General features: G+C 62.0%; 21 protein-coding genes. 17 read left to right on the top strand and 4 right to left on the bottom strand.

Going from position 1 to position 21,154, the window contains the following annotated elements:
* Positions 1-3: 3 nt before the first annotated feature.
* A complete protein-coding gene (locus K6T12_RS07070; RefSeq protein ID WP_222220882.1) occupies positions 4-354 on the bottom strand; it encodes a hypothetical protein in 351 nt (116 codons plus the stop codon).
* Positions 355-533: 179 nt separating this feature from the next.
* Between K6T12_RS07070 and K6T12_RS07065 the strand changes: the two genes are divergently transcribed.
* The 15 genes from K6T12_RS07065 (at position 534) to K6T12_RS06995 (ending at position 13,235) form a co-directional block, all read left to right on the top strand.
* Positions 534-1,574 (top strand): ion channel, encoded by a 1,041-nt coding sequence (locus K6T12_RS07065; RefSeq protein WP_222220880.1) that lies wholly within the window; start codon positions 534-536, stop codon positions 1,572-1,574.
* A gap of 51 nt (positions 1,575-1,625) precedes the next feature.
* Positions 1,626-2,036 carry a DUF350 domain-containing protein gene (locus K6T12_RS07060; RefSeq protein ID WP_222220878.1) on the top strand — a complete coding sequence of 137 codons (411 nt, stop codon included), beginning with the start codon at positions 1,626-1,628 and terminating at the stop codon, positions 2,034-2,036.
* 13 nt (positions 2,037-2,049) lie between these two features.
* Positions 2,050-2,634 carry a DUF1190 domain-containing protein gene (locus tag K6T12_RS07055; RefSeq protein WP_222220876.1) on the top strand — a complete coding sequence of 195 codons (585 nt, stop codon included), beginning with the start codon at positions 2,050-2,052 and terminating at the stop codon, positions 2,632-2,634.
* Positions 2,634-3,797 carry a glutathionylspermidine synthase family protein gene (locus tag K6T12_RS07050; protein ID WP_222220874.1) on the top strand — a complete coding sequence of 388 codons (1,164 nt, stop codon included), beginning with the start codon at positions 2,634-2,636 and terminating at the stop codon, positions 3,795-3,797. Before K6T12_RS07055 ends, K6T12_RS07050 begins: the two co-directional genes overlap by 1 nt.
* A 413-nt stretch (positions 3,798-4,210) precedes the next feature.
* Entirely contained in the window at positions 4,211-4,852 is a 642-nt protein-coding gene (locus K6T12_RS07045) for an O-methyltransferase (protein ID WP_222220872.1), read from the top strand.
* Complete coding sequence (locus K6T12_RS07040; RefSeq protein ID WP_222220870.1) at positions 4,852-5,271, top strand: hypothetical protein; 420 nt, start codon at positions 4,852-4,854, stop codon at positions 5,269-5,271. Before K6T12_RS07045 ends, K6T12_RS07040 begins: the two co-directional genes overlap by 1 nt.
* A 4-nt stretch (positions 5,272-5,275) precedes the next feature.
* A complete protein-coding gene (locus K6T12_RS07035; RefSeq protein WP_222220868.1) occupies positions 5,276-7,594 on the top strand; it encodes an intermembrane phospholipid transport protein YdbH family protein in 2,319 nt (772 codons plus the stop codon).
* A gap of 27 nt (positions 7,595-7,621) precedes the next feature.
* Positions 7,622-7,825: a YnbE family lipoprotein gene (locus tag K6T12_RS07030; RefSeq protein ID WP_255611615.1), complete on the top strand. Its 204-nt coding sequence runs from the start codon at positions 7,622-7,624 to the stop codon at positions 7,823-7,825.
* Positions 7,826-7,835: 10 nt separating this feature from the next.
* Positions 7,836-8,171 (top strand): YdbL family protein, encoded by a 336-nt coding sequence (locus K6T12_RS07025; RefSeq protein ID WP_222220866.1) that lies wholly within the window; start codon positions 7,836-7,838, stop codon positions 8,169-8,171.
* A 26-nt stretch (positions 8,172-8,197) separates the two neighbouring features.
* Positions 8,198-8,731 (top strand): disulfide bond formation protein B, encoded by a 534-nt coding sequence (locus K6T12_RS07020; RefSeq protein WP_222220864.1) that lies wholly within the window; start codon positions 8,198-8,200, stop codon positions 8,729-8,731.
* Entirely contained in the window at positions 8,731-9,789 is a 1,059-nt protein-coding gene (locus K6T12_RS07015; RefSeq protein ID WP_222220862.1) for a lipid A deacylase LpxR family protein, read from the top strand. The genes K6T12_RS07020 and K6T12_RS07015 overlap by 1 nt, the downstream gene beginning before the upstream one ends.
* Before the next feature lie 527 nt (positions 9,790-10,316).
* Positions 10,317-10,553 (top strand): helix-turn-helix domain-containing protein, encoded by a 237-nt coding sequence (locus K6T12_RS07010; RefSeq protein WP_222220860.1) that lies wholly within the window; start codon positions 10,317-10,319, stop codon positions 10,551-10,553.
* 84 nt (positions 10,554-10,637) lie between these two features.
* A complete protein-coding gene (gene arfB, locus K6T12_RS07005; protein ID WP_222220859.1) occupies positions 10,638-11,051 on the top strand; it encodes an alternative ribosome rescue aminoacyl-tRNA hydrolase ArfB in 414 nt (137 codons plus the stop codon).
* A gap of 132 nt (positions 11,052-11,183) precedes the next feature.
* The gene (gene dbpA / locus K6T12_RS07000) at positions 11,184-12,566 is read left to right on the top strand and encodes an ATP-dependent RNA helicase DbpA (RefSeq protein WP_222220857.1); all 1,383 of its coding nucleotides are present in this window, start codon (positions 11,184-11,186) and stop codon (positions 12,564-12,566) included.
* Between the two features lie 96 nt (positions 12,567-12,662).
* Positions 12,663-13,235, top strand: a complete 573-nt coding sequence (locus tag K6T12_RS06995; RefSeq protein WP_222220855.1) for an LOG family protein — start codon at positions 12,663-12,665, stop codon at positions 13,233-13,235.
* A 714-nt stretch (positions 13,236-13,949) separates the two neighbouring features.
* Here K6T12_RS06995 and K6T12_RS06990 read toward each other — a convergent pair.
* Positions 13,950-15,854 carry a di-heme-cytochrome C peroxidase gene (locus K6T12_RS06990; protein ID WP_222220853.1) on the bottom strand — a complete coding sequence of 635 codons (1,905 nt, stop codon included), beginning with the start codon at positions 15,852-15,854 and terminating at the stop codon, positions 13,950-13,952.
* Positions 15,855-15,950: 96 nt separating this feature from the next.
* Positions 15,951-17,234, bottom strand: coding sequence for a pyridoxal phosphate-dependent aminotransferase (locus tag K6T12_RS06985; protein ID WP_255611614.1), 1,284 nt, complete (start codon positions 17,232-17,234; stop codon positions 15,951-15,953).
* Between the two features lie 549 nt (positions 17,235-17,783).
* On the opposite strand from K6T12_RS06985, the gene K6T12_RS06980 reads away from it, so the two are divergent.
* Together K6T12_RS06980 and K6T12_RS06975 are read left to right on the top strand one after the other, a co-directional pair.
* Positions 17,784-18,629 (top strand): AAA family ATPase, encoded by an 846-nt coding sequence (locus tag K6T12_RS06980; protein WP_222220851.1) that lies wholly within the window; start codon positions 17,784-17,786, stop codon positions 18,627-18,629.
* A complete protein-coding gene (locus K6T12_RS06975) occupies positions 18,629-19,804 on the top strand; it encodes a vWA domain-containing protein (protein ID WP_222220849.1) in 1,176 nt (391 codons plus the stop codon). The genes K6T12_RS06980 and K6T12_RS06975 overlap by 1 nt, the downstream gene beginning before the upstream one ends.
* 348 nt (positions 19,805-20,152) lie before the next feature.
* Here the strand turns inward: K6T12_RS06975 and K6T12_RS06970 are convergent, their stop codons facing one another.
* Positions 20,153-20,611 carry an REP-associated tyrosine transposase gene (locus K6T12_RS06970; RefSeq protein WP_315853575.1) on the bottom strand — a complete coding sequence of 153 codons (459 nt, stop codon included), beginning with the start codon at positions 20,609-20,611 and terminating at the stop codon, positions 20,153-20,155.
* Positions 20,612-21,154 lie beyond the last annotated feature (543 nt).

The following is a 21,154-nucleotide window of genomic DNA, read 5'->3' as shown; positions in this document are numbered from 1 at the left end:
GGCTTACCAGTAGTAGTAAAGTGCGCCGATCGCCGCCAGCACAAACGGCATCATCAGCATCAGACTACGCACCTCGCCCAGCAGGCGCTGCAAAAACAGCAGGTGCACCACCGGGAAGGTCAGGAACATGCACAGCAGCGGAATCCACCAGTCCAGTTTCAGGAAACCGTACGCCATTGCGCCGACCAGCGTCAGCGCCGCCAGGTTGCCGGCCATCACAACGGTGACCATGCCGTTGCGGGTCTGCGCAAAGGCCGGTTTGCTCTCATCCGGCAACTTGTTGATTGCGCCGGCACTCAACGCCGCCGACATGGAAACAAACCCGGTGATCAGAAAGAGAATCAGTGGATCCACGCGCTACTCCTGCTCAAGCAAGCTCTTAAGATGAAATTGAGCCGCATTGTAAGGGAATCCGGGCCCCGTCCCAACTGTCAGCGCACGGCCCGGCACGCAGTACAAACGATCTTTGCCAGCAGCCGGATACAGCCGCTAAGATAATCGCTGACCAAGTCGCGGACAGGTATGCAACAGTGATGTTCAAGTTTATCCGCCGGTTGATCTACCGCCATCTGAAACAGATGAACTGGCAGGCGCTGGGGGTGATGCTGGCTATTTATGTCAGCCTCTGCTGGCTGCTGCTCAAGGCGGCCGGCGAAACCGCCCTGCTGGGCGACGATTTCCTGTATTGGCTGGTGGTCACCGCGTCGACGGTCGGATACGGCGATCTATCGCCCGCCAGTCACGGCGGCAAGCTGATTGTCGCCCTGGTGGTGATTCCGTTCGGCCTGGGTCTGTTCGCCCTGACGGTCGGCAAGCTGGCCGCATTCAGTGCCTTACAGTGGAGAAAGGGCATCATGGGACAAAAAGATCTGAACCTGCACGACCATATACTGGTGATCGGCTGGAATCCGGAGCGCACCACCAGCCTGCTCAAGCTGCTTCAGCTGGAAGCGCGGCAGTACCGTAACCGCAATCTCTGCCTGTGCGTCACCGACGAGATGGAAAACCCGCTGCCCGGCGAGATCGAATTCATCCGCAGCCAGGCATTCAACGACGACGAGGATATGGACCGCGCCTGCATCGCAGACGCCTCGACGCTGATCGTCGATACCGGTACCGACGACAGCACCCTGACCGCCGCGCTTTACGCCTACAGCCGCAACCCGCAGGCCCACATCATCGCCTACTTCCGCGACGAATCGCTCAGCCGGCTGCTGAAACAGCACTGCCCGACCGTCGAATGCGCCCCGTCGGTTTCCACCGAGATGCTGGTCAAGGCGGCGATGGACCCCGGCTCCAGCCTGCTGCACCAGGAGTTGCTGACCGCCGGCAGCGGCATGACCCAGTACTCCACCACCTACCCGGACGGCCTGCCGGAGCTGTCGGTGCGCGACCTGTTCATCCCGCTGAAGGAACACTACGGCGCCACGCTGATCGCGGTCGACCTGGACCATGACGGCCGGCCCGACCTGAATCCGTCGCTGGATAAACGGATCAAGGCGGGCAGCCTGATCTACTATATAGCGCCGGGCCGCATCAAGAATTTCGACTGGCAGGCCCTGGCGGCCCGCTGACTGAGTATGTACCGAGACAATCCCCAACGCGTCTAATCCAGAGGAGACCGCATGGACGCCCTGACCAACACCCTGATCGGCCTGGTTGATTTCGCGCTGTACTTCGGCCTGTCGCTGATCGCCCTGCTGCTGTTCAAGCTGCTCTATACCCTGTTTACCCCGTACGACGAGTGGAAGCTGGTCAAGGAGCGCAACGGCGCCGCCGCCTGTGCCTTGACCGGTGCGATCATCGGTTTCTCGATCGCCCTGGCCAGCGCCGCCAGCAACTCGATCTCGCTACTCGACTTCGCGGTCTGGGCGGTGGTGGCACTGATCGCCCAGATCCTCGCTTACCTGATCGTACGGCTGTTCATGCCGAAGATCAGCCAGCGGATCGAGGGAGACGAGTGGCCGGCCGGCGTGGTGCTGGGCGGCGTGTCGATCGCCATCGGCCTGCTGAACGCCGCATCCATGACCTACTGAGCGAGGTGGCACGATGAAACGGACCCGCCATATCGATCTACACTGGATGCGCAAACCCGGTCTGCTGGCGGTCGGCGCCGCCACCCTGAGCGGCTGCGACTCCAGCCAGTTGGCCAAGGTCTACCAGACACCGCTGGAGTGCGAACTGGACAACCCGGCCCAGTCGCAGCAGTGCGAGCTGGCCTATCGCAACGCGCAGGCCGACTGGCAGCGCAGCGCGCCGCAGTACCGCAGCGAACGCGACTGCGAGTACGACTTCGGCAACGACAACTGCGAAGCCCATCCCGGTCTCGGTGCAATGTTCATCCCGTTGATGGCCGGCTTCATGCTGGGCGAGAACTTCGCCACCGACGACGATTTCGACCTCGACTTCCGCCGCTCCAAACCGCTGGGCCGCAGCAAGTCGCGCTACTCGCAGGCCTACAACAAGTGGGTCGGCGCCGACGGCACCCTGTTCGGCAGTTACGGCAAGCAGCAGCTGAAAGTGGGCCGTGACGCCCTGCGCCCGCTGAAAGGCGGTGCCAAGGTACTCGGCCGCGGCGGCTTCGGCCAAACCGTCAGCAGCCGGGCACGCTCCAGCGGCAGCTGGGGCAGCTGATGCTCAGGATCGGCGGCGCCGAACGGCCGGACTGGCGCCAGACCGCCCGCCAGTACGGTTTCCATTTCCATACCCTGTATGGCGAGCCCTACTGGGACGAGAGCGCCTACTACCAGTTCACGCTGGAGCAGATCGAGCGCGACCTGGAGCAACCGACCGCCGAGATCCACCAGCTCTGCCTGGAGGTGGTCGAGCGGGTGGTACGCGACGAACAACTGCTACAACGTTTCCAGATCCCGCCGATCTACTGGGATGCGCTGGCACGCAGCTGGTACGAGCGCGAACCGAGCCTGTACAGCCGGATCGACCTGGCCTACGACGGCAACGGGCCGGCCAAGCTGCTCGAGAACAACGCCGATACCCCCACCAGCCTCTACGAAACCGGATTCTGGCAGTGGCTCTGGCTGCAGCAGCAGGTCGACCGTGGCCAGTTGCCGGCGCAAGCCGACCAGTTCAACTCGCTGCAGGAGCGGCTGATCCTGCGTTTTCGCCAATTGCAGCGACGAATGCCGCAGCAGCGGCTGCACTTCGCCTGCTGCAAGGACACCGTCGAGGATCGCGGCACCGTGCAGTACCTGCAAGACTGTGCCGAACAGGCCGGCATCGACTGCGACTTCGTCTATATAGACGATATCGGCCTGCTCGCCAACGGCCGCTTCTGCGACCTGGCCGCGCAGCCGATCAGCTGGCTGTTCAAGCTCTACCCCTGGGAGTTCATGCAGCGCGAGGAGTTTGGCCCGTCGGTGATAGACAGCCACACCCGCTTTATCGAGCCGCTGTGGAAGACCGTATTGTCCAACAAGGCGCTGCTGCCGCTACTGTGGCAGCTGTTCCCGAACCACCCCAACCTGCTGCCGGCCTACTTCGAGGACGACCCGGCCGCCGGCGCGCTACGCAGCTACGTACGCAAGCCGATCTACTCCCGCGAAGGGGCCAATATCGATATCGTCCGCGATGGCCGGCGGATCGCCCACAGCGACGGCGACTACGGCGCCGAGGGCTTTATCCTGCAGGCCTACCAGCCACTGCCCCGGTTCGGCGACAACCACACGTTGATCGGTTCCTGGCTGGTGGACGACCAGCCGGCCGGTATCTCGCTGCGCGAGGACACCGGCCCGATCACCCAGGACCTGTCCCGCTTCCTGCCGCATATTATTCTCTGAGTTTTTTGTGAAATCGCCGCAGGTGATTAACGCGATATCACGCTAATCACCTGCGGCGGTGGCATCGTAGGGTTGGCTCCGGCCGGGCAGGGGCCCACAGAGGTTCAAAAACGCCTTATTGTAGGGTTGGCTTCAGCCGACCAGGAGCCCGTAGGGCTCCAATCCAGATTCCTCCACCTGCGCCAGCTACACTGAAAAAGATCAGCGACCGGCGAGCCAGCCCACCAACTCAGCAAAAATGGTATGATCGCGCCCTTTCAAGCGGTTTATTTCGGTGGTCCGTGGTCAGGCAGTCCGGTGCCCCGGGTTTCGGCACTCCGCGGTCCGGCAATTCGGCAATCCGACCCAGGAAAACTTGGAATATAAACAACATCGCCGCACACAGCAGTCAACGAGGTGAGTACGAAAACGCCATGGCGGAATTTCTGGTTAACGAAGCGATTGAAGATTATGCCTTCCTGAACACCGGCGCCGAGCCGGAACTGCTGCAGGAGCTGATCGACGCCACCAACGAGAACATGGGCTGGCCACAAAAACTGTCCGGCCGGCTGGTGGGCCGCACCCTGGCGATGCTGGCCAAGCTGACCCAACCGAAGAACGTGCTAGAGATCGGCATGTTCACCGGTTACTCGGCGCTGTCGATCGCCGAGGGGATGCCGGACGACGGCAAGATGATCTGCTGCGAAACCAACCCGCGTGCCATCGAGTTCGCCAAGACGTTCTTCGAGCGCAGCCCGCACGGCCACAAGATCGAGGTGATCTTCGGCCGCGCACTGGATACGCTGGAAACCCTCGATATGGAGCTGGACTTCAGCTTTATCGACGCCGACAAGCGCAACTACCTGAACTACTACGAGAAGGTATTGGAGATGACCCGCCCGGGCGGCCTGATCGTGCTGGACAACGTGCTCTGGTCCGGCAAGGTGTTGCAGCCGGAATCGGAGATCGACGACGTGCTGGTTGAGATGAACCGCCGTATCGCCGCCGACGACAATGTCGAGAACGTGTTCCTGACGGTGCGCGACGGCCTCAACGTGGTACGCAAGGTCCGCTGATGTTTTTTTTGATCCGTACCGGCGATCCGCCCGAACTGACCTACTTTGCCGAGGCTGCAACGCTGGATGCGGCGCTGCAGCCCGACGACCGGCCGATCCGCCGCGCCGACGATCTGCTACAACTCTATTTCAATACTGACGAGAACGATGCCCTGCAGCCGCTGCTGCGCCAGGTGCGCCAGCACTACCTCGACGACCTGAACCAGGTCGCCGGAGAGGCGGAGATCAAAGGGCTGATGATGTGGCTGCTGATCGAGCACGGCGTCGACAACCGCGGCGAGTCGTTGGCGCAGACCGCCGATCGGCTCAGCGAGCTGGATCTGGAGCAGGACAGCGATAGCTACTCCAACCTGATCTTCCATCTGAATGACGCCATCGAGCGGCTGGAAGACCTTGAGTTGGAGGGCTGGGAGGACTGAACGGATGCGTCGGCTGCTGATCGGATGCCTGGTCCTGCTGCTGGCGGTCACGCTCGGTTACGCCCTGCTGCCCTACGCCGCCCGTCAGCTGGTTGAACTCTGGCTGACCGAGCAGGGCTTCCAGCAGGCCCGCTTCTCGATCAGCCATCCGGCCTGGAACGAACTGCGCATCAAGCACCTGCAACTTAGCCGGCAACGTGACGAGCGCCGGCTGGCGGTGGACGCCGGGCCGATCCTGATCCGCTACCAGCCGCTGCAGTTGCTGCTGGAACGGCGCCTGAGCGAGATCCAGATCCCACGGGCACGTCTCGAACTGCACAGTCTCGCCGAACGCAGCCAACCATTACAGGGCGAGCTGGCGCTGCTGCCGCTGTTGCCCGGCGAGCTGATCGGCCGCTTACCGGCCGAACGGCTGCAGATTGGCCAGCTGGACCTGCATTTCAGCCAAGCCGGGCAACCGTACTGGCGGATCACCGGCGCATTCGACCTGACCCGCGACGAATTGATCGGCCACAGCCTGGTCAGTCGCGATGACCAGCCGCTCGGCTGGAGCGACTTCTACCTGAACCGGCAATCGGAATTTCACTGGCAGCTGCGCCGTCCAGACCAGCCGCCGCTGCTGCAATTGAACGGTCGGATAACCACCGCACCCAGCTTTCAGCTGGAGCTGGCGCCGATACTGAACCTGGCTGAACTCTCCCCCTGGTTAGCCACACTGCAACGATCGGAGACCGACACCATTCCGCTCACAGAGCTGAACGGCAGCCTGACGGCCAGCGGCGTGGTGAAACTGCCGGAACGGCTGCAACTGGCCGAGAATCAATGGCAACAACAACTGACCGCGAACGGCCACTTCGAGATCAAGCTACAGGGCCGCCCGACCGCCACCGAAATCGAGCGGCTTAAACTCAACGCCAGCGGTCAGCTGACGCTCGACGCCGGCCAGTTCGGCGCCTCGCTGGCAACAGACAGCCAGCTGCAGCTGACGCCATCCGCCGCTCTTTCTCAGCTGGGCGGACCTCTGCTGCTAACCAGCCGGCAGCCGATCGAACTGCAGGCGCCGCTAAGCCAACCAGACCAGGCCAGAGTTGGCGAGGCACGGCTGCAGCTGCAACTGCCGCCGATCAAGCTGGACCAGATCAGTCTCGCCGCCAGCGACTGGCAGCTGGCAACGGAACCGCTGCAATTAACACAGCCGCGGCTGCATGGCCGGCTTAGCAGCGAACGTTTACAACTGCTCCCTGCCGCCAGCCAGAAACCGCTACTGAAACAGTGGCCGGAATTGCATTTCAGCAGTCACTTCAATGCCAGCCCGGAACACGCCGAACAGCAGTACCAACTAAAAGTCCCGGCCCTGGCATTGCAGCTGGATGGCAAGGCCGGCTGGCACACCGCCGATCAGCGACTGGATCTCAGCTGGCAGCTACAACCGCGCGCCCTTAAAGGGATCGAAAAGCAGCTGGCCAACTACCTGCCGACACTGCCGGCGGAACTGAGCATCCAGGCCGGCACCCTGAACCATCGCGGCCAGGCCCGCTGGCAGGCCGGCACCTTGAACGCCAGCAGCCGGCAGAATGTCGAACGGCTGCAGGCCCGCTGGGACAAAATGGAATTGCAACAGGGCCACTGGCAATCGCGCAGCCGTCTCACGGCCAAAGGCAGCCTGATAGACCAGGGCCGGTTCAACGCTCGCCGGCTCGATATCGGTCTGCCACTGACAGAACTGCGCACCGGCTACCGTTTCTACCGGCCACCCAGCGGCAACTGGCAGCTGGAGCTGCAACCGAGCGAGCTGCAACTGCTGGGCGGCCGGGCCAGCCTGGCGGCGTTGAACTACACTCGCCGCGACGACAGCTTCCACAGCACCCTGACGCTGGACCAACTGCAACTGGCGGGCTTGCTGGCCCTGGAGCAACAGCCCGGTCTCACAGGCCAGGGGGTACTGTCCGGCACGGTGCCGATCGACTACCAGCAGGGCAAATTCCGCGTCAGTGACGGCCAGATCCGCAGCCATCCCCCCGGCGGCTGGATCCGTTTTCAGCCAGACCAGCGGGTCGCCGCACTGGCCGCCAGCCAGCCGAGCCTGGGCCTGGCACTGCAGGCGCTGGAAAACTTTCAATATCAACAACTGGAAGTCGGCATCAATTACCAACCGGATGGAACGACCCTGCTCAATACCCGTCTAAGCGGTCATAACCCGGATTGGAATGCGGGGCAGCCGGTCAATTTCAATCTCAATATTGAAGAAAACCTGCCCCAGCTGATCAAAACCCTGCAAATTACCGATCGATTGACGAAATCGATCGAGAAGCGTTACCGTTAAGGTCAAGTGACCAAGGGAGAGCCTGCGATGGTCAAGCCACGCATACTGATTAGCCTGTTGATCGTGCTCGGCTGTTCGGCCAGTTTGGCGGCCTGCTCTCCGAAGGTGCAGGTCACCATGCCGAACGAGCCGATCACGATCAATATGAACGTCAAGATCCGCCACGAGATCCTGGTGAAAGTCGATAAAGAGATCGACACACTGTTCGACGAAAACAGCGATCTGTTCTAGGGACCCGACCATGAAAAATCCGCTCAAGCCACTGCTGATGATGCTCGCCCTGCTCCTGGTCAGCCTGCCGGGCTGGGCACTTTCGCTGGATGACGCCAAGGCCCGCGGCCTGGTCGGCGAGCAGAGCGACGGCTACCTCGGCATCGTCGACAGCCGACCGAACAGCGAGGTACGGGCGCTGGTCGAGGAGATCAACCGCAAACGCCGCGCCGCCTATAGCGATAAAGCCGCCAACGCCGGCGTCGATCTCGGTGTGATGGAGCTGCGGATCGGCCAACGGTTGCAACAACGGGCGCCCAGCGGTCAGTTCATCCGCGGCTCCGATGGACGGTGGATAAAAAAATAACGCGCTCTGAGATGTAGGGACCGACCTTGAGCCAGAATAACAACCACCAAATGCTCAACTATCGACGGATCAATCTTTTAGGCCTGCTGATAAGCGGGGGCGCCGTCGGTGCCGCCACTCTCTACCTGCAGTCCCCCACCACCCCCCTCGACTGCCCGCTCTGTATGCTGACCCGGTTGCTGCTGCTGAGCATGGCCGGCGTCTTTCTGCTGGCTTTTCTGCACAACCCCGGCACCGCCGGCCAGCGCTTCTACGGCCTGATCAACCTGCTGCTAAGCCTGACCGGCCTGGCTGGCCTGGCACGCTACCTCTGGCTGCAGCAGCAGCCGGACCCGCTGGCCACCCGCTGCATCAGCGGCCTGGAACCACTGCTCGAACAGTTGCCGTTTGCCGATCCGCTGCAAACACTGCTGCACAGCGGCAGTGAGTGCGCCATCAACACGCCGCCACTGCTTGGTCTGAGCCTGCCGCAACAGGCGGTTATTATCTTCGCCCTACTGCTGTTGCTGGTCTGGAAGCAGCTGCGCAAGAGGGCGGTCAACCGCTCGATCTTCAGCTGATGATACGGCTGGCGCCAGGTCTGATCACACTGCTGATATTGCCTGCCGTCTCAGCGGCCAGCACCAGCCCGGCCGAGCCGGCGCCCTGGACCGCCAACCTTTATTTTGAAAACGACCTGTTCGCCGAGACCGACCAGAACTACACCAACGGCATCCGCGTCTCCTGGGTATCGCCCAATATCGACAGCTACCTTGACGACCCGCAGCTGCCCGGTTGGCTGAACCGGCTCAACGACTGGCTGCTGCTCGCCGACCCCGACGACCCGGTCGATGCCAATGTCCAGCGCAACCTGGTACTGACGCTCGGACAGCAGATCTACACCCCGGAAGATATCGAGCGCTACGACGTGGACCCGAACGACCGCCCCTATGCCGGCTGGCTGTATGGCGGCATCGCCTACCATGCCCGTACCGGCAACCGGCTCAATACCCTGGCACTTAATCTCGGCATCGTCGGCCCGGCGGCAATGGGCGAACAGGCCCAGGACTGGATCCATTCGCTGCGCGGCTTCGACAAGTTCAACGGCTGGGACAACCAACTGGAGAACGAACCGGGCATCCAGTTGCTGTACGAACATAAGCGCCGGCTGTGGAACGCACGGCTGGGCGGGGTGCTCGGCAGCGACCTGATCGGCCACGCCGGCGTCAGCCTGGGCAACATCGCCACTTTCGTCAACGGCGGTGCAGAATGGCGGCTCGGTTGGCGGTTACCACAGGATTTCGGTACTTCCGCATTGCGTACCGGCGGCGACAACAGCGCACCCGGCCTGCAGGACGATCGCTACCGGGCCAGCCGCCGCGACAACAACCTGGGCCTACACGCCTTTGTATCCATGGACGGCCGCTGGGTGCTGCGCGATATCTTCCTGGACGGCAATACCTTCGAAGACAGCCATTCGGTCAACAAACATTCGCTGGTCGGCGAGGCGGCCACCGGTGTGGCACTGCTCTACCGTGGCTGGAAGCTCAGCTTCGCCCGGGTCCACCGCAGCCGGGAGTTTCACGGCCAGGCCAAGCGGCACGCCTTCGGCTCGCTGTCGCTTTCCTATAGCTACTGATCCGGCCAACGCGATTGCCAGACCGCTGCAATAGGGCAAACTTCTGTTGGTCGCGGATAAATCCCCTCCTACAGGATGGCCCGTTGTAGGAGGCGTTCTGGCCGGTCAGGTTCAACCTTGTAGGTTGGGCACGTTTTTTGTGCCCACGCGGCGCTTGTTTACCTGATGTAGATGATTCCCGCTACCCCACGAAGAACTTGTTTAGCAGCCCCCCCCCATTCGTTCCGCCATCACAATCAGGCTAGGAACTAATCGCCAACGCAGTGTTCCGAATATTGACAAAAATCATAGAAAAATCGTTATTGACGAACCGTCATAAAGATCATTCAATAACCACTTGCTGTTAGCATTATCCAATAACAAAAAAGATCACCAAAACCCGAATCACCGATCGGCACAGCTATTGAAACGCATCCGGGAGGCTCCGGTAATTGCGGCGTTGGCGGCAGCGGAAATTCGAAGCCATACTTCATTACCAATAAAGATCGGGTTCAATATCCTGCACTCACGCTAAGGATGGAAGTGAAATGAGCACCCTGAAAGTCCAATTCGGTCAACAACTTAAACAACTTCGCAAGCGTCACGGCATCACCCAGGAAGGGTTGGCGGGCCTGACCGGACTGACCACCGAATCGATCAGCAACATCGAACGCGGCATCTTCGGCCCCAAGTTCGATACCCTGGAAAAGCTGGCCGATGTGCTCGAGGTGCCGGTCAAGCAGTTGTTCGACTTCTCCCAGCCAAACAGCAAAGTCTCCCGTTAACGGGCACTGATCAACCGAGCCGGACAAGCTATAATGAGCGGAAAATCCAGCATCCCCGCTGGACAGTAGTCGGAAGTTCCCCTCATGTTATCGATCTCCAATAGCGTCAGTATTCCCGATCAGGAGATCGAGCTGAGTCATATCCGTGCCCAGGGCAGCGGCGGCCAGAACGTCAACAAGGTCTCCAGCGCGGTCCACCTGCGGTTCGATATCAATGCCTCGTCTCTGCCGGCAATCTACAAGGAGCGCTTGCTGGCAATGCGCGACCACCGCATCAGCAGCGACGGGGTGATCATCATCAAGGGCCAGCGTTTCCGCACCCAGGAGAAAAATCGCGAGGATGCGCTGCAGCGACTGGCCGAATTGATCCGTAGTGCGATGGTGGTGCAGAAGGCGCGCAAGGCCACCAAGCCGACCCGCGGTTCCCAAAAGCGCAGGATGGATAGCAAAACCAAGCACGGCCGCAACAAGGCATTGCGACGCAAGGTTGATTATTGAACAGTTGCCAGTTAACAGAAACCAGTAACACAACTTCATAGCGGGTGCGTCTAACTTGCCGCGCTAAATCTGCTACTATTGTCGCCTTCGATTTCGCATCTCTTTTTCACCCTCTACTGATTTGGTCCCCCTGTGAGCACAGCTGATTTCGCTTCGCTGCCGCTGAGTCCGGCAATGTTGAAAAACCTCCATACGCTCGGTTTCGAGCAGATGACGCCGATCCAGGCGCAGAGCCTGCCGTCGATGCTGGAGGGCAGCGATGTGATCGCCAAGGCCAAGACCGGCAGCGGCAAGACCGTCGCCTTCGGGCTCGGCCTGCTCAGCCGACTGGAAGTACAGCGCTACCGGGTGCAATCACTGGTGCTCTGTCCGACCCGGGAACTGGCCGACCAGGTTGCCAAGGAACTGCGCCGGCTGGCCCGTTTCACTCAGAACATCAAGGTGCTGACCCTGTGCGGCGGCATGCCGTTCGGGCCGCAGATCGGCTCGCTGGAGCACGGCGCCCATATCGTGGTCGGCACGCCGGGCCGGGTACAGGAGCATCTGCGCAAGGGCACCCTGCACCTGGACGATCTGAACACCCTGGTGCTGGACGAGGCGGACCGGATGCTGGACATGGGCTTCGCCGATGCGATGCGCAATGTGGTCAGCTATATTCCAGGACCGCACCAGACGCTGCTGTTCTCGGCCACCTACCCGGACAGCATCTCCGAGCTCAGCGCCGAGTTCCAGACCGATCCGGTGGAGGTGACCGTCGAGTCTATCCACAGCCACAGCCATATCGAGCAGCAGTTCTACGAGATCGAGCGGGACCAGCGCAATCAGGTGCTGGCCGGGCTGCTGGCCCACCACCAACCGGAATCCGCAGTGGTGTTCTGCAATACCAAGAAAGCCTGCCAGGAGGTGGCGGATTACCTGAGCCAGCTCGGCTTCTATGCCCAGGCACTGCACGGCGACCTGGAACAGAAGATCCGCGACCAGGTGCTGGTGCGCTTCGCCAACAAGAGCTGCTCAATCCTGGTGGCCACCGACGTGGCGGCCCGCGGGCTGGATATCAAGGACCTGCAGGCGGTGATCAACTATGAGCTGTCGCGCGACCCCGAGGTGCACGTGCACCGGATCGGCCGTACCGGCCGCGCCGGCCAGAAGGGTCTGGCGCTGAGCCTGGTGACCCCGAAGGAGGCCTACAAGGTCAACGCCATCGAAGAGTACCAGCAGGCCGAAGTCAGCTGGGCCGATGCCGCTACCCTGCCGGAGCTTCCCGAGCTGCTGCCGACGCCGTCGATGGCCACCCTGGCGATCGACGGCGGTCGCAAGAACAAGGTACGGCCCGGCGATATCCTCGGAGCACTGACCGGCCAGGACGGCATCGCCGGCGCCGATGTCGGCAAGATCGATATCTTCGAATTCCACGCCTATGTCGCGGTACGCCGCAGCGCGGTACGCAAGGCGCTGGCCAAGCTGCGCAACGGCAAGATCAAAGGGCGCCAGTTCAAGGTACGCCAGCTGCGCTGATCGCCATCCCCCGGCCGAAAACACTGGATACTTGACCAGTCCCCAAAAATCCGCTTCCATGGCGCCTTTCCGTCATTTGCAGAAGGACCTACAGCGATGAAAATTGCCGTGTACTGTGGCTCCAGCTTTGGAGCTTCCCCGACCTACCGACAGGCGGCCGAAGCGATGGGCCAGGCACTGGCGGCCCGCGATATAGAGCTGGTATTCGGTGGCGGCAACGTCGGCTTGATGGGCACCGTGGCCGACGCGGTATTGAAAGCAGGCGGCCGGGCAACCGGCATTATCACCGAAGACCTGCAGACCAAGGAGATCGCCCACCCCGGCCTGACCCGCCTGGAGATCGTCGACAACATGCACACCCGCAAGGCGCGGATGTCGGAACTGGCCGACGGCTATATCGCCATGCCCGGCGGAGTCGGCACCATGGAGGAGATCTTCGAGGTCTGGACCTGGGGCCAGCTCGGCTACCACCGCAAGCCCTGCGCCTTCCTGAACGTCAACGGCTACTACGACCGGCTGGTCGACTTCGTCGACAATATGGTCAGCGCCGAGTTCATGCGGCCGCACTATCGCGAGATGGTTACCGTGCACGATCAGCCCGAGCTGATCCTGGACGCCTTCGCCCGCTACCAGCCACCAGCCGAGAAATGGGTTAACAACGACCGTTGATTTAAGGTCGATCGGGGTATGTAGCAGCCCGCTCCGAGGGCGACATCCACGTCGGTGCCAAACCCGTCGCGGTCAGAGCCCGCTGCTACAGGTGCCTGTCGTAGCAGCCCGCTCCGAGGGCGACATCCTCGCACGGTGCCAGGCCTGTCGCGGTCGGTACCCAAGGGGCATGCCAAGCCCGCTGCTACGGGTGCCTGTCGTAGCAGCCCGCTCCGAGGGCGACACCCTCGCACGGTGCCAGGCCTGTCGCGGTCGGTACCCAAGGGGCATGCCAAGCCCGCTGCTACGGGGGCCTGTGGTAGCAGCCCGCTCCGAGGGCGACACCCTCGCACGGTGCCAGGCCTGTCGCGGTCGGTACCCAAGGGGCATGCCAAGCCCGCTGCTACGGGGCCTGTCGTAGCAGCCCGCTCCGAGGGCGAAATCCACGTCGGTGCCGACCCGTCGCGGTCGGTACCCAAGGGGCATGCCAAGCCCGCTGCTACGGGTGCCTGTCGTAGCAGCCCGCTCTGAGGGCGACATCCTCGAACCGTCGTGCCGCCCCGGTCTCGGTCGGTACCCAAGGGCATGCCAAGCCCTCTGCTACAGGCGATCCTGCCGTAGCAGCCCGCTCCGAGGGCGACTTTTTCGTACACCGACGAACAAACCGGAAAGCAAAAAAACGCCGATGGTAGCGATGCTTCCACCGGCGTTTTCGGATTTAATCGAATTGCTGCACTACAGCGTCTTCAGATACTCCACCAGCGCGTAGCGTTCCTGTTCGCTCAATGCCCGGCCGATCACGCCACCACCTTTCGGCTTGTCGGCAAACTCGTGGCCAAGGTTGGAGTTGCCCTTCAGCCGGGTATCCAGCAGCGTCAGGCCATCCTCCTCGTGGCTCTGGTAACCGACCAGTTGCGGGTCGAACTCCAGGTTGCCGAGATAGAACTCGCTGGGCCGCTCCTCGACCGGCGACAACAGGTGGTACAGGGTCGGTACCGAGCCATTATGCAGGAAAGGTGCGGTGGCCCAGATGCCGTTCAACGGCCGCGCCTTGTAACCGGCACCGGCCTGCAGGCAGTTGAGCCGGTCGCCGTTCATCTGCCGCTGCTCCGCTGCCGGCACCTGATGGGTGCGATACCAGTGATCCAGGGTGTTCTGAACCACTGCGCCCAGCGCAAAGGCAAACAGGGTGTCATTGCTCGGCTGGATGGTGGTGCTGTTGCATTCGCCACCGGTATAGATCTCGGTACCCAGCTGCAACCCCTCGGTGTTCACCTTGCGCGTCATCAGCACCTCGGCCTGGCCGGGGTCGGTACCGATATAGTCCAGCTTGACCAGCGGCATCTTCAGCAACGGCTGGCCGCTGAGGTCCTTGGCGCTCCAGACCTTATCGCTCCAGAACGCCTGGCTGTCGGTCGGCGGCAGGTGGCAGTGCTGGCAGTTATCCCGGTACAGGCCGGCGCCCTGCCGCGCTTTCTGCAGGTCGATCCGGCCGAGGATCTGGTCCGGCCAACGTGGTGCCCGCAGCCCTTCGAACTGCTTGCTGGACAACGGATGCGGTCCGGCTAGCAGCTCCTCCATGCGATACAGATTTTTGACCGGGATTGACGAAGCGTACTGGTTCGGACTGTCGCTGCGCAGATCGACCAGCGCCGCCACCCCCATCGCCTCGCCGGCATTGCGCACCATCGGCTGCATCACCGAACCGTCGTACTGCACCCAGTCGAACCAGGAGGCGGTCCAGATATGCGGATAGTTGACCGGCGCATTGACCGGCACGTAGTTCTCCAGTTTGCCGGTATCCATCGCGAACACCGTATTGCCGATCCGGTTCAGGGCGTCCAGCCGGGTATAGCCCTCGATATTGCGCAGGTTGTCCTCGATGTTCTCGGCGATATCGCGCAGGATCTTGCTCTCCCGGCCGGCCTCGATGTCGGCCTCGATCACCTTGTTGTCCGATGCGCGGATCACCGCGAACTGGCTGGCGATCAAGCCCTTGAACACCTTGGTAAACTGTTTCTTCAGCGCCTGGCGATTCTGCTCGGTATTGCGCTCGCCCAATACCCGCTCGGCAAAGCGGTTGAAGCGCCGTTTGCTGTAGCGGGTTTCCAGCATCGACTGAAACAGCACGGTGGTCAGCTGCGGCAGGTTGGTCATCGCCGGGCCGCCGTCATAGCGGATGGCGGTGCCGTTGTAGGTCATCTGGCCGGTATGGCAGGCGGCGCAGGTGAAACCGATAGCGTTATAGCTTTCGCCGGTCACCGGGTTGGTGGCGCCGTAATCGACCGAGAGCCCGACCGGCAGGCCGGCCTGGTTGAACCGGTTGATCTCGCCGGGGATAAAGCCCAGCTGGCGCATGTAGTCCGCATCGAGCAGCATCTTCGGCGTGCCGAACAGGCTCAGGCCGGGCTGTTCCAGCGCGGCGAACCACTCATAGGGTAGCGGAATGGTCGCCGTGCCCTGGCTGGTGTGGTGGAACCACTGGCGCTGCTGTTCGCTCCAGTTCTGCTCCAGCCAGACCTGCTTATCCACCGGCTCACGGTCCGGCAGTGAAGAGCAGGCCACCAGCAGCAGGCTGCCGGCACCCAGCAACGCAATACGTTTACCATTGAAAGAATTGAAAGCGATCCCTTTCCTCATCGTCACAGCTCCCTGTGTTTTTTTTATTGCAATGGCCAGCCCAACAGCCGGCCATGGTCATTGAAGGCAGTTATGACAATGTAGTCTGGATTGCGGTTAACTGCCCAGCCAGTCCACCATCAGGTCGATGGCGGTGACCACCGGCGCACAGTAGCGCCGCAGCCAGTGCTCTTCAGGGCGGCTGGCGTTGGTCAGCCCGGCCAGTGCGCGGGTGCCATCGAAATCGACGAACGCCAATCGCAGCGACAACTCCTCCGCTGGCCGACCGAAGCACTCGCCGGGCAAGACCGCCACGCCAGTGTCCCCCAGCAGTCGGTCGGCCAACTGGCGGCCGTTGCTGACGCCGCGTGCCTCGAGTTGCGCCCTTAGCGGTTCGAAACTGGGAAACAGATAGAAACCACCGCTCGGCTCCGGCAACTCGGCGCCCGCCGCCTGCAGTCGCTGCCAGCAGTGGCGTCCCAGGCCGCTCAGGATAGCGCGGCAATCGCGCTGGTAGCTGGTCAATTCACTGGAATCCTCGAACGCCCAGACACTGGCGAACTGTACCGGTGCCGAGGTGGAGGTAAACGTCTCGCTGGCGATGGTGATCATCGCCTGCAACAGCGGTTGCAGCTGCGGCGGGAACAGCATGGCGCCGAGCCGCCAACCGCCGGCGCCACACCACTTGCTGACCCCGTTGCTGATGATGGTGCCTTCAGGATAGTAGCGGGCGATGCTGTCCTGCTCGCCGCTGAACGACACCGCACCGTAGATCTCGTCGGACAGCACCAGCAACCGGTGGCGGCGCGCCACGTCGGCCAGCGCCTTCAGCTCGTTGGGGTGGTAGCAGACCCCGGTCGGGTTATTGGGGCTGTTCAGCACCAGCAGCCGCGGCCGCTCTCCCCCATTTTCGCAGTTTTGTTCCAGGGTCTGGGCGGTCAGCTTAAGGCCATCCTCGTAACGGGTCGGCAACCAGTTGACCGGTCGGCCGATGATCTTCGCCTGGGGGGCGTAGGAGACCCAGCTGGGGCTCGGCAGCAGTAGTTCGCCATCAAGCGCCAGTTGCAGGATGAACATCAGTTCCTTGGAACCGGGCCCGACCAGGATCGATTCCGGCTGATAGCTCAGCGACAGCTCGCGATGGTAGTAATCGGCGATCGCCCGCCGCAGCGACGGCAGCCCCTGCGACGGCAGATAATCCTTTTGCGATGCGTTGTCGCGCAGCGCCTGGGCCAGCGACGGCGGCACCGGAAACGGCGACTGGCCCAACCCCAACTTGTAGATCTGAACGCCTTCGGCGCGCAGCTGATTGCTGCGTTCGTTGATCGATACAGTGGCAGAAGGCTCCATGCCCTGCAGATTCATATTCAATCGGCTGATCGGCCAGTCATTCGCAACCAAAGCGCCATCCTCCACGGCTATTCGATCTCTACTTCATAATGTGCCGACTGGCCGCCGGAAGCCCTTATCAAATCGTCTAATTCAGGCTTTCAGCGAGCTGAAAAGCGGCAAGCGGCAAGCGGCAAGCGGCAAGCGGCAAGCGGCAAGCAGATCGTCGAACCAGGTCGCCCGCCACAGGCGGTTGACGCCTCTTAGTAGGAGGGGATTTATCCGCGACCATCCGGATGAGCCGATGACCGCAGAGCCTATCGCCCGCAAGGCTGGTTGTTTGTTTTACGAATGATGTTCTGTAGAGCCGCATCCGCAAAGCACCAAAAAATTCAGACAGCGCGGGAACTTCCGTCCAGCAAGCTCCTCAAACCTATAGCTTTCATCAGCTAGCCCATGAAGCCGGGCATCTTGATTATCTCTCTGCCCGGCTTCACCCTTTTCCCCTCCTGATACGCCATCCCGGCAACGCACTGTTGCAGCCGCGCCAAAGCATTGGGATATACCCTAATTGCTCTGGTACACTGCCAGGCTGTTACGTTTTCAGCCGAGGGCATTGCAATGAAGTTTGAAGGTACCGATCAGTACGTTGCCACCGAGGAGCTGCGCATGGCGGTGAACGCCGCGATCACCCTGCAGCGGCCGCTGCTGGTGAAGGGCGAGCCCGGTACCGGCAAGACCATGCTGGCCGAAGAGGTGGCCGGCGCACTGGGCAAGAAACTGCTGCGCTGGCATATCAAATCCACCACCAAGGCCCAGCAGGGGCTGTACGAATACGATGCGGTATCGCGGTTGCGCGACTCCCAGCTCGGCGACGAGCGGGTGCACGACATCGGCAACTACATCCGCAAGGGGATGCTGTGGCAGGCGTTCGAAGCCGACGAGCAGGTGGTGCTGCTGATCGACGAGATCGACAAGGCGGACATCGAGTTCCCCAACGATCTGCTGGTCGAGCTGGATAAGATGGAGTTCTCGGTGTACGAGACCGGCCAGCGTATTCAGGCCAGGCACCGGCCGATCATCATCATCACCAGTAATAACGAGAAAGAGCTGCCGGACGCCTTCCTGCGCCGCTGTTTCTTCCACTACATCAACTTCCCGGACAAGCAGACCATGCAGCAGATCGTGCAGGTCCACTACCCGGATATCCAGCAGGCACTGGTACGCGAAGCGCTGGAGATCTTCTTCCAGGTCCGCGAGATCAACAGCCTGAAGAAGAAGCCCTCCACCTCCGAGCTGATCGACTGGCTCAAGCTGCTGCTGGCCGACAACATCCCGGCCGAGGTATTGCAGAACCGCGACAGCCGCCAGGCGATCCCACCGCTGTACGGCGCCCTGCTGAAGAACGAGCAGGACCTGCACATGCTGCAGCGGCTGGCATTCATGGCCCGCCGCGAGTCGCGCTGATGCTGATCGATTTCTTCTACACCCTGCGCCGGGCGCAGGTGCCGGTCACCATCAAGGAGCTGCTGGTGCTGCTGGAAGCGCTGCAGCAGCGGCTCGCCTTCGGCAGCATCGACGAATTCTACCTGCTGGCGCGGCTCTGCCTGGTCAAGGACGAGAAGTACTTCGACCGCTTCGACCAGGCGTTCGGCCACTACTTCAAGGGGCTGGAATCGCTTGAGGGCTTTGCCGAGGCGCTGATCCCCGAGCACTGGCTGGAAGCCGACTTCATCAAGCAGCTCAGCGACGAGGAGAAAGCCCAGATAGAGGCGATGGGCGGGCTGGAGAAGCTGCTGGAGACGCTGCGCGAACGGCTCGACGAGCAGCAGAAACGCCACGCCGGCGGCAACAAGTGGGTCGGCACCGGCGGCACCTCGCCGTTCGGTCACAGCGGCTACAACCCGGAAGGGATCCGCATCGGCGGCCAGAGCAAGAACAAGCGCGCGGTCAAGGTGTGGGAGAAACGCCAGTTCCGCAACCTGGACGACAGCGTCGAGCTGGGCACCCGCAACATCAAGGTGGCACTGCGCAAGCTGCGCAAGTTCGCCCGTACCGGCGCCGCCGACCAGCTGGACCTGGACGACACCATCCGCTCCACCGCCAACAACGCCGGCCTGCTGGACCTGAAGCTGGTGCCGGAGCGCCACAATGCCGCCAAGGTACTGCTGTTCCTGGACGTCGGCGGCTCGATGGACCCGTACATCCGCACCTGCGAGGAGCTGTTCTCCGCCGCCCGCAGCGAGTTCAAGCACCTGGAGTATTTCTACTTCCACAACTGCGTCTACGAGAAGTTGTGGCAGGACAACGGCCGCCGCTTCGACAACACTATCGATACCCTGGACGTGCTGCATACCTATACCCGCGACTACCGGGTAATCTTCGTCGGCGACGCCTCGATGTCGCCCTACGAAATCGTCAGCCAGTACGGCAGTGTCGAGCACATGAACGAGGAGCCTGGCCAGGTCTGGCTGCAGCGGATCATGGCCAACTGGGACAAGGTGATCTGGCTGAACCCGGCCCAGCAACGCTACTGGCAGTACACCCAGAGCATCGAGCTGATCAACCAGCTGGTCGACGGCCATATGTATCCGCTAACGCTGGAAGGGCTGGAAGCAGGCATCAAATACCTGTCCAAGTAGAGATTACAGACTGGCCCTGCACCGCCGTGGGTGTCGCCCTCGGAGCGGGCTGCTACCACAGGGCCCCGTAGCAGCGGGCTTGGCATGCCCCTTGGGTACCGACCGCGACAGGTCTGGCACCGTCCGTGGATATCGCCCTCGGAGCGGGCTGCTACGACAGGGCCCCGTAGCAGCGGGCTTGGCATGCCCCTTGGGTACCGACCGCAACAGGCCTGGCACCGTCCGTGGATACCGCCCTCGGAGCGGGCTGCTACCACAGGCCCCCGTAGCAGCGGGCTTGGCATGCCCCTTGGGTACTGACCGCGACAGGTCTAGCACGCCCCGTGGATTTCGCCCTCGGTGCGGATTTTACAACCAGATGGCGTCCCACAATGGGTAATACCGAACCGATCGACACAAACCGGCACGCAGCGGGTTGGCCACGATATAGCGCGCGTACCCGATAATATCGTCTTCACGACGTAACGTTTGATCATAATAACCTTTGCTCCATACCCGCCCCGTCTTGGATAGAGATCGGTTAATCAACCGGCTGGAGGTGCTTTTGACGAACTGAACGCTCTGGGACAAGGAATATCCCTCGTTCAACTGCATCAGCCAGTGGAGGTGGTCGGGCATCACGACAAAGGCGAGGGTTCGAGCGGAGGAACTAGCCTCCTGAAGTGCTTTAACCACACAACGGCCAGTTTGGATATCTGTGAAGAGCGGCAGCCGATGATGGGTGACGGTAGTGATCATGTATATCTGCTGGGGCACTGAACTGCGCCCCTTACGTAGATTCTGGCTACGAAAGCCTGCAGTCGCCATACCTAACCTCCCTGTTATCTCTGGCATCAACCAGCGTAAAACGTAGCAGGGGGTTATTGCTGCGGCAAACCTCCCAGGCCCGTAGCAGCGGGCTTGGCATGCCCCTTGGGTACTGACCGCGAGGGTTCCGGCACGGTCCGTGGATATCGCCCTCGGAGCGGGCTGCTACCACAGAGCCCCGTAGCAGCGGGCTCCGACCGCGACAGGCCTGGCACCGTACGTGGATATCGCCCTCGGAGCGGGCTGCTACCACAGAACCCCGTAGCAGCGGGCTTGGCATGCCCCTTGGGTACCGACCGCAACAGGCCTGGCACCGACGTGGATTTCGCCCTCGGAGCGGGCTGCTACCACAGGCCCCGTAGCAGCGGGCTTGGCATGCCCCTTGGGTACCGACCGCAACAGGCCTGGCACCGACGTGGATTTCGCCCTCGGAGCGGGCTGCTACCACAGGCCCCGTAGCAGCGGGCTCCGACCGCGACAGGTCTGGCACGCCCCGTGGATTTCGCCCTCGGAGCGGGCTGCTACCACAGAGCCCCGTAGCAG

The sequence above is a fragment of the Marinobacterium arenosum genome, from assembly GCF_019795155.1.
Lineage (GTDB): Bacteria > Pseudomonadota > Gammaproteobacteria > Pseudomonadales > Balneatricaceae > Marinobacterium_C > Marinobacterium_C arenosum.
This window is presented reverse-complemented; position numbering and strand designations above follow the sequence as displayed.